Source organism: Priestia sp. KCTC 13724, assembly GCF_056820425.1.
Genome location: NZ_JBXDLD010000061.1, coordinates 56,579 through 70,258 on the forward strand (window position 1 = coordinate 56,579; position 13,680 = coordinate 70,258).

General features: G+C 37.5%; 16 protein-coding genes. 13 read left to right on the forward strand and 3 right to left on the reverse strand.

Annotated features, from left to right (window positions below; all coding sequences use genetic code 11):
- Nucleotides 1-39: 39 nt before the first annotated feature.
- The 6 genes from AC1UFB_RS09160 to AC1UFB_RS09185 all read left to right on the forward strand — a co-directional run bounded on the left by AC1UFB_RS09160 (nucleotide 40) and on the right by AC1UFB_RS09185 (nucleotide 5,345).
- Nucleotides 40-729 carry a DUF2953 domain-containing protein gene (locus AC1UFB_RS09160; RefSeq protein WP_482589031.1) on the forward strand — a complete coding sequence of 230 codons (690 nt, stop codon included), beginning with the start codon at nucleotides 40-42 and terminating at the stop codon, nucleotides 727-729.
- A 13-nt stretch (nucleotides 730-742) separates the two neighbouring features.
- Nucleotides 743-1,201, forward strand: a complete 459-nt coding sequence (gene ytfJ, locus AC1UFB_RS09165; RefSeq protein WP_025908923.1) for a GerW family sporulation protein — start codon at nucleotides 743-745, stop codon at nucleotides 1,199-1,201.
- 131 nt (nucleotides 1,202-1,332) lie between these two features.
- Complete coding sequence (gene tpx / locus AC1UFB_RS09170; RefSeq protein ID WP_061785770.1) at nucleotides 1,333-1,833, forward strand: thiol peroxidase; 501 nt, start codon at nucleotides 1,333-1,335, stop codon at nucleotides 1,831-1,833.
- Between the two features lie 161 nt (nucleotides 1,834-1,994).
- Nucleotides 1,995-2,984: a class I SAM-dependent methyltransferase gene (locus AC1UFB_RS09175; protein WP_078989191.1), complete on the forward strand. Its 990-nt coding sequence runs from the start codon at nucleotides 1,995-1,997 to the stop codon at nucleotides 2,982-2,984.
- A 200-nt stretch (nucleotides 2,985-3,184) separates the two neighbouring features.
- On the forward strand, nucleotides 3,185-4,375 hold the full coding sequence (locus AC1UFB_RS09180; RefSeq protein WP_025908926.1) for an acetate kinase: 1,191 nt from the start codon (nucleotides 3,185-3,187) through the stop codon (nucleotides 4,373-4,375).
- 121 nt (nucleotides 4,376-4,496) lie between these two features.
- Nucleotides 4,497-5,345 carry an EcsC family protein gene (locus AC1UFB_RS09185; RefSeq protein WP_100346721.1) on the forward strand — a complete coding sequence of 283 codons (849 nt, stop codon included), beginning with the start codon at nucleotides 4,497-4,499 and terminating at the stop codon, nucleotides 5,343-5,345.
- A gap of 26 nt (nucleotides 5,346-5,371) precedes the next feature.
- Here AC1UFB_RS09185 and AC1UFB_RS09190 read toward each other — a convergent pair whose 3' ends face one another.
- Both AC1UFB_RS09190 and AC1UFB_RS09195 read right to left on the reverse strand, forming a co-directional pair.
- Nucleotides 5,372-5,530 (reverse strand): hypothetical protein, encoded by a 159-nt coding sequence (locus tag AC1UFB_RS09190; RefSeq protein ID WP_176031399.1) that lies wholly within the window; start codon nucleotides 5,528-5,530, stop codon nucleotides 5,372-5,374.
- A gap of 82 nt (nucleotides 5,531-5,612) precedes the next feature.
- Complete coding sequence (locus tag AC1UFB_RS09195; RefSeq protein ID WP_025908928.1) at nucleotides 5,613-5,927, reverse strand: hypothetical protein; 315 nt, start codon at nucleotides 5,925-5,927, stop codon at nucleotides 5,613-5,615.
- A 314-nt stretch (nucleotides 5,928-6,241) separates the two neighbouring features.
- Here AC1UFB_RS09195 and AC1UFB_RS09200 point away from each other — a divergent pair, with 314 nt between their 5' ends.
- The 7 genes from AC1UFB_RS09200 (at nucleotide 6,242) to AC1UFB_RS09230 (ending at nucleotide 12,912) form a co-directional block, all read left to right on the forward strand.
- Nucleotides 6,242-7,450, forward strand: coding sequence for an argininosuccinate synthase (locus tag AC1UFB_RS09200; RefSeq protein ID WP_100346722.1), 1,209 nt, complete (start codon nucleotides 6,242-6,244; stop codon nucleotides 7,448-7,450).
- Nucleotides 7,447-8,835, forward strand: a complete 1,389-nt coding sequence (argH, locus tag AC1UFB_RS09205) for an argininosuccinate lyase (protein WP_025908930.1) — start codon at nucleotides 7,447-7,449, stop codon at nucleotides 8,833-8,835. Before AC1UFB_RS09200 ends, argH begins: the two co-directional genes overlap by 4 nt.
- A gap of 154 nt (nucleotides 8,836-8,989) precedes the next feature.
- A complete protein-coding gene (locus AC1UFB_RS09210) occupies nucleotides 8,990-9,160 on the forward strand; it encodes a hypothetical protein (RefSeq protein WP_169799852.1) in 171 nt (56 codons plus the stop codon).
- A 117-nt stretch (nucleotides 9,161-9,277) separates the two neighbouring features.
- Nucleotides 9,278-10,399: an alanine dehydrogenase gene (gene ald, locus AC1UFB_RS09215; RefSeq protein ID WP_025908931.1), complete on the forward strand. Its 1,122-nt coding sequence runs from the start codon at nucleotides 9,278-9,280 to the stop codon at nucleotides 10,397-10,399.
- 97 nt (nucleotides 10,400-10,496) lie between these two features.
- Complete coding sequence (locus AC1UFB_RS09220) at nucleotides 10,497-11,177, forward strand: metal-dependent hydrolase (RefSeq protein ID WP_025908932.1); 681 nt, start codon at nucleotides 10,497-10,499, stop codon at nucleotides 11,175-11,177.
- A gap of 90 nt (nucleotides 11,178-11,267) precedes the next feature.
- Nucleotides 11,268-11,507 carry a hypothetical protein gene (locus AC1UFB_RS09225; RefSeq protein ID WP_025908933.1) on the forward strand — a complete coding sequence of 80 codons (240 nt, stop codon included), beginning with the start codon at nucleotides 11,268-11,270 and terminating at the stop codon, nucleotides 11,505-11,507.
- A gap of 88 nt (nucleotides 11,508-11,595) precedes the next feature.
- Complete coding sequence (locus tag AC1UFB_RS09230) at nucleotides 11,596-12,912, forward strand: CBS domain-containing protein (protein ID WP_025908934.1); 1,317 nt, start codon at nucleotides 11,596-11,598, stop codon at nucleotides 12,910-12,912.
- A 229-nt stretch (nucleotides 12,913-13,141) separates the two neighbouring features.
- Here AC1UFB_RS09230 and AC1UFB_RS09235 read toward each other — a convergent pair whose 3' ends face one another.
- Entirely contained in the window at nucleotides 13,142-13,441 is a 300-nt protein-coding gene (locus tag AC1UFB_RS09235) for a YtpI family protein (protein WP_025907280.1), read from the reverse strand.
- Between the last annotated feature and the right edge of the window lie 239 nt (nucleotides 13,442-13,680).

Consider the following 13,680-nt stretch of genomic DNA (forward strand, 5'->3'; position numbering starts at 1 on the left):
CTTCATGATATATGGGACATAATGGAAGGGGAAAAAGGAGTGAAGAAAGTGATATGGGTGTCATGGATTATCGCAATACTACTTGTCCTTGTGTTTATAGTGATAGTTACGAAGATTACGGTATATATTGACTTACGACATGCCAAGGATAACGATTATTATCGCGTGACGTTTATGGCGTGGTTTAAGCTCATTCGCTATACATATGAAATACCAGTGGTAAAGGTTCAAAAAGACTCCAATACCCTGCTTGTCGAAGAAAAAAGCGGAGCGGGAGAAAATACAAATAAAGATAAATGGAAAGACTACTCCATGGAAGACGCTCTCAATCTTCTGGAAGATGTAAAGCAATTTTTAGAACATGTTGTTGGCCTTCATACCATTATTCGGAAGTTTTTAAGTCATATAGCAGTGAGAAATTTAAAATGGCATACACGAGTAGGTCTAGGTGACGCTGCTCTCAGCGCTATTTTAGTGGGTGTTGTATGGTCTGCAAAAAGTGGTTTTGTTCATCTGCTTGATCAATACATGAAGCTAAAAGATCCTCCTAGGATGACGGTAGTGCCAGCCTTTCAAAAGATGTGGTCTGAAACCATCTTTCAATGCATAATTTCATTCCGATTAGGACAAGCTATATTAGTAGGTTTACGTTTAGTTAAGCACTGGCGCAAGATGCCTCGCTTTTATAAGCCTGAAAGCGAAAGCAAAGCGCATTCTGTTAAAACATAAGGAGGTTACTTGAATGGGAGAACATCCAATTAAGAGTCTAATGTCTACAGCAATGGAAAATTTAAAAGAAATGATTGACGTCAATACAATCATCGGAGACCCAGTAGAAACACCGGATGGAAGCGTTATTTTAACGGTATCAAAGGTAGGGTTTGGTTTTGCAGCAGGAGGAAGTGAATTTAATGGAGAAGGACACAAGTCATCTTCACAACAAGGTGGTCAATCAGCTGATTCGAGTCATCCCTTTGGTGGAGGAAGTGGTGGAGGAGTATCGATTACGCCAATTGCTTTCTTGATTGTTAGCTCAGCTGGAATTAAAATGCTTCATTTAAATGAAAGCACGCACTTATACGAGAAGATCCTAGACACTGCACCTCAAGCAATCGAACGCATGCAGCATATGTTTAAAAAAAATCGTCATGACCAAGAAAATCATGACCGCAATGATAGTCATGATTCATTTAATCTATAAGCTACAAGCTCTCGTTACATGATTATAAAAACGAGGGCTTTTTTATATGGGGAAAACGCATTTAATTGCAATCTTTTTACATAGGCGCTAATATGAAGGATGTACATATTTATTTAGGGGAGGAATCATTCGTGACAACAGTTAAGTTTAAAGGTAACGATGTAACACTACTAGGGAATCAAGTAAAGGTAGGAGACAAAGCGCCTAATTTTACGGTTCTTGCAAACGATTTGTCAGAAGTAACGTTAGATGACACAAAAGGTTCAGTGCGTCTAATTAGTGTAGTTCCTTCTATTGATACAGGTGTTTGTGATGCACAAACACGCCGCTTCAATGAAGAAGCATCAAAGCTAGACAATGTGAAAGTATTAACAGTAAGCGTTGATTTGCCGTTTGCACAAAAGCGCTGGTGCGGTTCAAATGGTATTGAAAACGTACAAACTGTATCTGATCACCGCGATTTATCTTTTGGTGAAGCATTTGGCGTAGCTATCAAAGAACTACGTTTATTAGCTCGTTCTGTATTTGTGGTAAACTCAAACGACGAAGTAACATACGTTGAGTATTTACCAGAAGTTACGGATCATCCAAACTATGAAGCAGCAATCGAAGCAGCAAAAGCAGCTAAGTAATTGCACATGTTTTAGACAAAGAAGGCGGAAAACATTGTTTTTCGCCTTCTTTGTGTGGCATGAACTATTTGTGATAAAATAAAATTCTTTGTTAGAGTTCTATATAAAGCGTTGTAATGAAAAATAGATTAATAAATGGAAATGTTCAAGGAGGAATAGATGTGAGCGAGTTATCAAAAATGGAGCAGCTGTTTAAGGTTATTGACCAGAGTGCAGTCATTTTACGAAAAGAGCTAAACTGCTTATATTTAGAAGCAGTTGCTGAAACAGGTGAAAATTTATTTCAAGAAGACATCTTACAAGATGAATTAGATGAAGTAACGAAAAAAAGGTTACAAAAAGAATATAGTTCTGTAAAACTGAATCAATTTGAGCAAGAGACAATTCGAAAAGCATATCAATTAGCAGTTTTAAAAGGAATGAAAGAAGCGATTCAGCCAAATCATCAAATGACACCTGATGCGGTAGGGTTATTTATGGGTTATGTCGTTGGTAAGTTTATGGAAGGGAATCAGAGCTATACGATACTAGATCCAGCAGTAGGAGCAGGGAATTTAATTACGACGATTTTAAATATGCATTCACATTCAATTGAACAAGTGTATGGCGTTGATATTGACGACTTATTGCTTCAGTTAACCTATGTAAATGCAAACCTTCAAAAGCACGGTGTAGAGTTATTTCATCAAGATAGTTTACAGCCGCTATTTATTGATCCTGTTGACCTTGTGATTTGTGATTTACCGGTAGGCTATTATCCAAATGATGAAGGTGCTGCCCAATATAAAGTAAAGTCAGAAGAAGGGCATACGTATGCTCATCATTTATTTATTGAAAAAAGCTTAAACCACGTTAAACCAGGTGGATATGTAGTCACGCTGATTCCAAACAATCTATTTGATTCTGAGCAATCTCATCTTCTACAGGCGTTGCTAAAAGAAGAAGCGATTGTACAAGCAATCATTCAGCTTCCGTTATCGATGTTTAAGCAGAAAGAAGCAGCAAAAAGCATTCTGGTTTTACAGAAAAAGGGTGAGGGGGTAACTCCACCAGAGAACGCACTTCTTGTAAATTTACCAAAGTTTAGTAACAAGCAAGGCATGAACGATATTATGAGTCAAATGAATGAATGGTTTAAATTGAATAAATAATTTATCTTTTTAGAAAATAATGATTTTTTTATGATGGCGCTTTTAATCGTGCATAGCCCTTGAAATCTATAGTGGTGAATGATTAAATGAATAAGGATAGAATTTGTGTCGAAATGCATAGAATATTGTAGAGAATATCGTTTTGTACTTTTTCGTCAAGTTCATAATGCACGTATATAAAAAGGAGCTGTTTTTAGTATATGTCAAAAATTATTGCAATTAATGCTGGTAGCTCATCTTTAAAGTTCCAGCTGTTTGAAATGCCAAGCGAAGCTGTTTTAACAAAAGGTTTAGTAGAGCGTATCGGTTTAGACGATGCTGTTTTCACTATTTCAGTAAATGGTGAAAAACAAACAGAAGTAAGAGAAATTCCAGACCACTCTGTAGCAGTTCAAATCTTAGTAGACAAGCTATTGTCTCAAGGTATTATTGAGTCATACGATGAGATTACAGGCGTTGGACACCGCGTTGTTCACGGTGGAGAGAAGTTTGCTGATTCTGTGTTAATTACGGATAAAACACTAGCTGAAATTGAAGCATTATCAGATTTAGCACCTCTTCATAACCCAGCTAACGTTGTTGGTATTAAAGCATTCCAAGCAATCTTACCAAACATTCCGGCAGTTGCAGTGTTCGATACGGCATTCCATCAAACAATGCCTGAAAAATCATTCTTATACAGCTTACCGTATGAATACTATGAAGACTATGGTGTTCGTAAATACGGTTTCCACGGTACATCACATAAATATGTATCAGAGCGTGCAGCTGAACTATTAGGTCGTCCAGTTGAACAACTACGTTTAATTTCTTGTCATTTAGGTAACGGTGCAAGTATCGCAGCAATCGAAGGTGGAAAATCAATTGATACATCAATGGGCTTCACGCCGTTAGCTGGTGTAGCAATGGGAACTCGTTCTGGTAACATTGACCCTGCGTTAATTCCATTCATCATGGAGAAAACAGGAAAAACTGCAGACGAAGTGCTAAATGTGTTGAATAAAGAAAGTGGTTTACTTGGTATATCAGGTATCTCAAGTGACTTACGTGACTTAATTAAAGCAAGTGGCGAAGGAAACGACCGCGCAGAAACAGCTCTTGAAGTGTTTGCTGGTCGTATTCATAAGTACATTGGCTCTTATGCAGCTCGTATGTCTGGTGTAGATGCAATTATCTTCACTGCAGGTATCGGTGAGAACAGTGATGTTGTACGTGCTCGTGTACTTCGTGGCTTAGAATTTATGGGCGTATATTGGGACCCAGCATTAAACGGTGTTCAAGGAGAAGAAGCGTTTATTAGCTATCCTCACTCTCCAGTAAAGGTTCTTGTCATTCCGACAAATGAAGAAGTAATGATTGCTCGCGACGTAGTTCGCTTAGCAAATATTTAATAGCATGTAAAAAGCTAGCGTCTTTCGCTAGCTTTTTTTTGTTTTATGAAAATAGGTGTCTTTTTAAACATTTGTTATAATGGAAACAAATTCTATTACTTATCTTTGAAGGAGTGAAAGCATGAGTCTAACCAATCGAGAAGAGCAGTTGCTACACGAAATTCGGGAGTGGGAACAAACATTGGATGAATATGATCAAAGTCAGATTGAGATTACATATGACAAATGGTTACATAAAGCAGTTGGCCTTGTACCTGAGCATATTTTACAAGAGTATTTAGCGAAAACAGATGATTTTATGTTTCATTTTACATCCTTTATTCAAAATACAGATATTCAGATACAAGCTGAAAAACAGATTATTAATACAGCACGCGTATTTCAACCAGATATTACAGATATACCAGAACTTCAATCACTACAAATTGATCAACTATCTTACATTTGTGATCAACAGCTAGCAAAACAGAGGCTTTATGCATTGGGACAAGGCGCTTTATCTGGTACGGGGAAAGCTCTACTAGTAGGTACAGATATTCCAGCTTTGTTATTTATTAATTTACAATCGATTCAAAAAGCAGCCATGAGCTACGGTTATAATATCCATACACCGTTTGAACTTATGATGACGTTAAAAGTATTTCATACGGCTTTGCTGCCACCTGAATTGCAAAAGACAGGGTGGCTTGAATTGACAGAGGAAATCGAACATGGTGTCGACCCTTATTTTTATGAAGGTAGAGATCAGGTGGTAACTGAGTCGCTTGTTTATAAAGCTGTTGCTCAGATTGTTAAAAGCTTTCTTATAGTCATCTTAAAGCGTAAGGCATACGGTCGTATTCCTTTGCTTGGTATGGCAATTGGTGGAGGAATGAACTATACATTTACAAAGCAAGTAACAGATTATGCGAAGCGATTTTATCAATATCGTCTTTTAATAGAAAAAGTAAATAACGAGGCTGGGATATAACTACATGATTCCTTCTCAAAGACGAATCATGACATGACGTTTCGAAACGAGTGAGGTTGGAAAAACACGTTCGTTCCATTGTCGCACTTTCCGCGGGGAGGAATCTGAGCCTCCTCGCTGCGCTGTGGGGTCTCAGCCTTTCCTCTAGTTCCCGCAGGAGTCGCGTGTCTTACGCCCCATTCCACTCTTTTTTTAAACTTATTTTCCGCACCAACAAAAAACCCGAACGGTTGAGAGTTAACTGAAACACTTATGTCTCGACCTTATTTACAAATGAGTTTTGGCAGATATATCTTGGTCCGTACGATACCAAATCCACAAATCATTAATAATAGAGGCTAATTCAGCAATTTCCTCATTTAATTGGCAAGACTTCTGAAAATTATCTTCTTCTTCTAAAGCAGCCTGCTTGTTATTAATTTTCCTTTCAATTTCTGCAATTCGATCAGGAATCAAACCTCTAATTTCTTCCCACTGAATTAAAATTTCTTCTTGTAGTGCGGGAGTATATTCATTCCATGAATGTGCTAGTACAGGAATAGAAATACCCAGCCTTTTATTATATAAAAACATATTTTGCATAAATAAACGCCTCACTTGCATATGAAATCTTTGCATTAATACTCTCTTTGTTTTGTGAATAAGAACTTATGCTGTTTATGATAAAGGAAATAATAAGAAAAATCATGTGTTTTATCACTTTATATATGCAGTTTTATTTTATGATAAGAGTATATTTATCGTATAAAACAAGGTTTTTGGAAAAGTATTTGTGAATTTATATACTTTTTTTTGAATAAGTATTGAAAAAACCAAATAAAGTTGTTAAAGTAATAGTAGATTAAATGAATAAAAATTTATTGAGATGTATTTATATATATTAGGAGGAAATGTTGATGAGTAATCCGAAAATTGTTCTTGCATATTCAGGTGGTTTAGATACTTCAGTTGCTATTAAATGGTTACAGGAAAAAGGTTATGATGTTGTTGCTTGTTGTTTAGATGTAGGTGAAGGAAAAGATTTAAACTTTATTAAAGAAAAAGCTATTACAGTTGGAGCGGTAGCATCACACGTGATTGATGCCAAAGAAGAGTATGCAAATATTTATGCATTAGCTGCTCTGCAAGCTCACACATTATATGAAGGCAAATATCCATTAGTATCTGCGTTATCAAGACCGCTAATTGCAAAGAAGCTTGTTGAAGTCGCAGAGAAAGAAAATGCAGTAGCTGTGGCCCATGGTTGTACAGGAAAAGGAAATGACCAAGTTCGTTTTGAAGTTTCAATCAAAGCTTTAAACCCAGATCTAGAAGTTGTTGCACCGGTACGTGATTGGAAATGGTCTCGTGAAGAAGAAATTGAATATGCGAAGAAGCATAATATTCCAATTCCAGTTAACTTAGACAGCCCGTTTTCAATTGATCAAAATTTATGGGGAAGAAGTAACGAGTGTGGTGTTCTAGAAGATCCTTGGGCTGCTCCACCGGAAGAAGCTTACGACTTAACTGTTGCATTAGAAGATACGCCGGATACTCCTGAAACGGTTGAAATTGAATTTGTTCAAGGTGTACCTGTTTCATTAAATGGCCAATCTTATACGTTAGCTCAGCTTATTCTTGAACTGAACGATATTGCTGGAAAGCACGGAGTTGGACGTATCGACCACGTAGAAAATCGTTTAGTTGGAATTAAGTCACGTGAAGTATATGAGTGTCCAGCTGCGATGACTCTTATCAAAGCGCATAAGGAATTAGAAGATCTAACACTTGTAAAAGAAGTGGCACATTTCAAACCAATTATTGAGAAAAAGTTAACGGAAGTTATTTATGAAGGACTTTGGTTCTCACCTTTAACAAATTCACTGTTAGCATTCTTAAAGGATACGCAACAATATGTAAACGGAACGGTACGTGTAAAGCTGTTTAAAGGTCATGCGATTGTTGAAGGCCGTAAGTCTCCAAACTCTCTATATAACGAAAAACTTGCTACGTACACAAAAGAAGATGAATTTGACCATAACGCAGCAGTAGGATTTATCTCTTTATGGGGACTTCCAACAAAAGTTAGCAGCATGGTGAATACTAAGAAGGTGACGACAGTATGACCAAATTATGGGGAGGACGTTTTACGAAACGTCCTGAACAATGGATTGATGAATTTGGGGCATCCATTTCATTCGACCAACATTTAGTAGAAGAAGATATTGAAGGTAGCTTAGCTCATGTATCTATGCTAGAAAAATGCAAAATTCTTTCTAGTGAAGAAGCGAATCAAATTAAAGCAGGGTTACAAACCCTGCTTCAAAAAGCAAAAAATAAAGAGCTTATGTTTTCTGCTCAGTACGAAGATATTCATTTGAATCTAGAAAAGCTCTTAATCGATGAAATTGGTCCTGTAGGTGGAAAACTGCATACAGGCAGAAGCCGTAATGACCAAGTTGCAACTGATATGCACTTATATTTAAAGAAGCATGTGCAGCAAATCATCCAACTGACAAAGCATTTACAGCATGTGTTAGTTGAAAAAGCTGATCAGCATGTTGAAACAATCTTTCCTGGCTACACGCATCTACAAAGAGCGCAGCCTGTATCGTTTGCTCATCACTTACTAGCGTATGTATCAATGTTTAAGCGTGATACTGAGCGATTTGAAGAATCGTTAAAACGCATTGATATCTCTCCCCTAGGAGCAGGAGCACTTGCTGGTACAACGTTCCCAATTGATCGTTACTATAGCGCTGAGCTGTTGGGCTTTGCTGATATTTATCAAAATAGTATGGATGCAGTAAGTGATCGCGACTTTATTTTAGAATTTTTGAGCAATAGCTCAATTTTGATGATGCACTTATCTCGTTTCTGCGAAGAGTTAATTTTATGGTCGAGTCAAGAATTCCAGTTTATTGAAATGGATGACACATATGCTACAGGAAGCAGTATTATGCCACAAAAGAAAAACCCTGATATGGCTGAGCTAATCCGTGGAAAAACAGGAAGAGTCTATGGACATCTCTTTAGCTTGTTAACAGTGTTGAAAGGTACGCCTCTAACATACAACAAAGATTTACAAGAAGATAAAGAGGGTATGTTTGATACAGTTACAACGATTGAGGGTTGCTTGACAATCTTTGCTGGAATGATTGAAACAATGACTGTTAAAACAGACGTCATGGAATCATCAACTAAAAAAGACTTTTCAAATGCAACGGAATTAGCAGACTACCTTGCTTCAAAAGGGATGCCGTTCCGTCAGGCTCATGAAGTTGTAGGTAAGCTTGTTCTAGAGTGCATTCAGCAAGGTATGTATCTAATGGATTTACCGTTAGAAAATTACCAAGCGGCAAGCGATTTATTTGAAGAGGATATCTATCACGTACTTGATCCAAAAACTGCGGTTAATCGTCGTAATAGTGCGGGTGGTACAGGTTTCGATCAGGTAAGACAAGCAATCTTAAAAGTTAAAGAGGATTTGAAGCAAGAAGTTAATGCATAAAAAATGCGCACTCACTGAAGTGCGCATTTTTTATGCTTATTTTTTTGTGAAAGTGTACAGAGTCATAATCACGGTTACATCGTGCATAACTCCAACAAGTTAGAAGAAAAATAGAGGGGAATAAAACAACACGTTATATAAGGAGAGATTAACAATGAAAGAAAAAAAGAACCCTCAGCACGTTTATGAATACGATCATGAAGGAGAACAACAAACGTTTCAACAACTAATGGACTCTTACTCAAGTGGTGTAGTAGGAGATGGCTACATGGCTTCAACATTTGAAAATGTTGAAGCTAAAAGTGATAACGAACTATATGAATAAAAAGATGGATAGACTATAAATAAGGCAAAAACTCCCCACTTTATAAGCATAAGGTGGGGAGCTTATTTTACATATCATTCATATGATAAATAAACAATAAATTAAGGAGTGACAATCGTGAAAATAGGTGTTCCAAAAGAAATTAAGAATAATGAAAATCGCGTTGCTATTACACCAGCTGGCGTAACGGCATTTACAAACGCTGGTCACGAAGTATGGGTTGAAAAAAGTGCTGGTGAGGGATCTGGCTTTACGGATGAACAGTATGTAGAAGCTGGAGCGACCATTGTTGAAACAGCTCACGATGCGTGGAGTGCAGAGATGGTCATGAAAGTAAAAGAACCATTACAAGAAGAGTACGATTACTTTCGTGAAGGATTAATTTTATTTACGTACTTGCACCTTGCTGCTGAAGAAGCATTAACAAAAGCATTGATTGAAAAGAAAGTAGTAGGCATTGCGTATGAAACTGTGCAGCTACCGAATCGTACGCTTCCACTTTTGACACCAATGAGCGAAGTAGCTGGAAGGATGTCCTCGCAGATTGGGGCACAATTTCTAGAAAAAACAAAGGGTGGTAAGGGAGTTTTACTAAGTGGTGTGCCCGGTGTTCAACGAGGAAAAGTAACGATTATTGGCGGTGGAGTTGCGGGAACAAACGCTGCGAAAATTGCTGTTGGCCTAGGGGCAAATGTAACAATTATTGATTTAAATGCAGAGCGACTTCGACAATTAGACGACTTATTTGGCAAAGAAATTACAACATTAATGTCAAATCACTATAACATTGCAGAATCTGTGAAGGACTCAGACCTAGTAATTGGAGCAGTATTAATTCCAGGTGCCAAAGCTCCAAAATTAGTTACCACTTCCATGATTAAAACAATGTCTCCAGGTTCAGTTGTCGTAGACATTGCGATTGACCAAGGTGGAATCTTTGAAACAACAGACCGCATTACAACACATGATAATCCAACGTATGAAAAGCACGGTGTTTTGCACTATGCGGTAGCTAATATGCCTGGAGCTGTTCCTCGTACGTCAACCATGGCTTTAACGAACGTGACTGTTCCTTATGCGCTTCAAATTGCAACCCTAGGGTACAAGAAAGCGTGTTTGAAAAATCCACCGTTACTTCAAGGGATTAATACATTAAACGGCTTTGTGACATATGCAGCAGTAGCGGATGCACATGGATTAACGTACTCTGATGCTACAACATTGTTAGAGCAAGCATAACGGCTTTATAATAAAGAGAACGTACCCTTTTTGTTTAAATTAGTATAGAAAGGGTACGAACTAGTTAATTAGTGATAATGATAAAGGAGAGGTTATTGTGCACATTTCTTATCACGGACACTCTGTTGTGAAAATTGAAACGCAAGGGAAGACAATTTTAATTGATCCGTTTATTACAGGAAATGGAAAAACTGATTTAAATGCAGAGGATGTACAAGCAGACTATATCTTACTAACGCACGGTCATAACGATCACGTAGGAGATACAGTAGCCATTGCAAAACGAACAAATGCGCAGGTTATTGCTATTGCTGAGCTCGCTACATATTTAGGATGGAAAGGTTTAAATGTTCATCCCATGAGCATTGGAGGAGCTTATACGTTTGATTTTGGTAAAGTTAAACTCACACAAGCTTTTCATGGATCAAGCTATACGGAAGAAGAAAGCAAGCAAATTGTTTACACGGGCATGCCAGCAGGGTTGCTGCTAACAATTGAAGGAAAAACCATTTATCATGCGGGTGATACGGCGCTTTATTCTGACATGAAATTGTTAAGCGATTACCATCCAGATGTAGCATTTTTGCCGATTGGAGATAACTTTACAATGGGTCCTGAAGATGCGGCAATTGCAGCTTCATGGATAAATGCCAAATTAGTTGTTCCAATCCATTACGATACGTTCCCTGTTATTAAACAAGATCCTCATGAGTTCGTCCAATCCTTAAAAGGAATTGAAGGGAAAGTCTTACAGCCTGGAGAAGGTTTGGATTTGTAATAGAAATAGCAAGACGATGCAAATTTAGCGCGCATCGTCTTTTTTTGTGTGTACAAGCATACTATGTAAATAAAAAAGGGGGAATGTAGTGTGTTAAAGCGAAATAAAGCAATTTTATATTTGTTGTTGTGTGGTCTTATGCTTTATTATGCAAAGCCTTATATTGTCATAAGCACAGAGAGCCTTCAAGGGATTTTTAGCCTTACGTGGTTAGGGTTAGCACTTCTAGTTGTAGGTGGCAATGTGTCATCACTTTTATATGCGAAAAAAGAAGAACAAAAAAAGCTTTTGCAACAAAAGCTTCGTAAGCCAATTCGTCAAAGAGGATGAGATTGAATCCAGCTCTTCCCACCTTTATAATAAAAAGAAAAGAGTAAAGCACCGAGTACGTCCGGCGCTTTAGAAGGGTGAAGTACATTTGGCGACAAAACATGAACAGATTTTACACTATATTGACTCGTTACCAATTGGTGAAAAAATATCAGTTAGGCAGATTGCAAAAGAACTGACGGTAAGCGAAGGTACTGCTTATCGAGCTATTAAAGATGCAGAAAATAAAGGATACGTTTCTACAATAGAGCGTGTTGGGACCATTCGAATCGAGCGAAAGAAAAAAGAAAATATTGAAAAGCTTACTTTTGCCGAAGTTGTAAACATTGTAGATGGACAAGTGCTGGGTGGAAGAGAAGGGTTATATAAAACGCTTAATAAATTTGTTATTGGTGCAATGAAGCTAGATGCCATGATGAGATACACAGAAGCAGGAAACCTTTTAATTGTTGGAAACCGAGTAAATGCACATGAATTGGCTTTAGAAGCAGGAGCAGCTGTTTTAATTACAGGAGGATTTGATACGGAAGATTGGGTGAAGAAGCTCGCAGATGACTTAAAACTTCCTATCATTTCTACAAGTTATGATACATTTACCGTTGCAACCATGATTAACCGTGCCATTTACGATCAATTGATCAAAAAGGAAATTGTACTGGTGGAAGATATCTTAACGCCTGCTGAAGAAGCTGTTAGCCTAAAGCTTAATGATACAATTGCTACGTGGCATAACCTTAACACAAAAACGCATCATAGCCGTTTTCCTGTAGTGGATGATCAGATGAAAGTCCACGGAATGGTGACTTCTAAAGATGTAATTGGTTATGATGCCCAAACCTCGATCGAGAAGGTAATGACGAAAAATCCAATGACGGTCCATGGTAAAACGTCGGTGGCATCTTCTGCTCATATGATGGTTTGGGAAGGTATTGAAGTTCTTCCTGTTGTTGATGACTCTCACCATTTAGAAGGAATTATCAGTCGACAGGATGTCTTAAAAGCACTTCAGATGATTCAAAGGCAACCTCAGGTTGGCGAAACAATTGACGATATTGTGACCAATCAATTCATCGATGTAAAAGATACAAAAGCTGAACCTTTTTATCGCTGTGAAGTAACGCCGCAAATGACAAACTATATGGGAACTATTTCGTACGGCGTATTTACGACAATTGTAACGGAAGCAGCAAACCGAGCGCTTCGTTCATTCAAAAAAGGTGACTTAGTTATTGAGAATATTACGATCTATTTCATTAAACCTGTACAAATTGACAGCATTGTTGAAATTCGACCGAAAGTATTGGAGCTGGGTCGAAAGTTTGGAAAGGTAGATGTTGAAGTATATAATGAGGGCGTCGTTGTTGGTAAAGCAATGCTAATGGCGCAGCTTTTAGAACGTGTATAAAAAGAGACTGAGACATAAGTAGTTCAGCCTCTACTATACCTGAACGATTGAGAGTTCATAACTTTTAATCGTTCAGGTTCAGCGCAGCGAGGAAGCTCAGGTTCCTCCCCGCGGAAAGCGAGTGGCCGTAGCGCAATGGAACGAATGTGTTGAGACAAAACAAAGAGATGGGAACAGCAAGTGTTCGTCTTTTAGAAGCAATCATTTTGTTATGTCCCAAACTCTTTTTTTATAAAGACGTTTGAGCTTCTTTCGTAGCAAGAGGAAGGTAATATCTGTATGCGCGAATACCTGTAATAATACTTCCGAGACCAAATAAAGCAAAGATGATACCGATAATGAGGGATGTTGTAGTTGCATAAATAAACCATTGATTAATTCCAAAGAAAAGTACAAAAGCTCCAAGTGAAATACTGGATTTTGCAGAGATCCACTTGCGTTCAATAGGACGTTTGGAGCGGACATATTTGACTTTTAAATAGAAATAAAAGACAAATGAAATGACGATTAAAATGGCGAGAATAGGCATTAATTCATTCAGCTCCTTTTGAAAATAATTATTTATTGGTTGTAAGATATCTAAACAATTTCACCTTCATAGTACTGAATGCGTTTTCTTTAAGCTGTATGTAACAGACTACTTATTCCTATTCTATCGATAGACGCCAGAAAATTCTAGTATTAATTAATTCTGCTTTTAAACTTCTAGCTATCTATGATTTAATAGAACTAGCTATTAGGTTTGGTACATAAATAGTTTGCTAATTT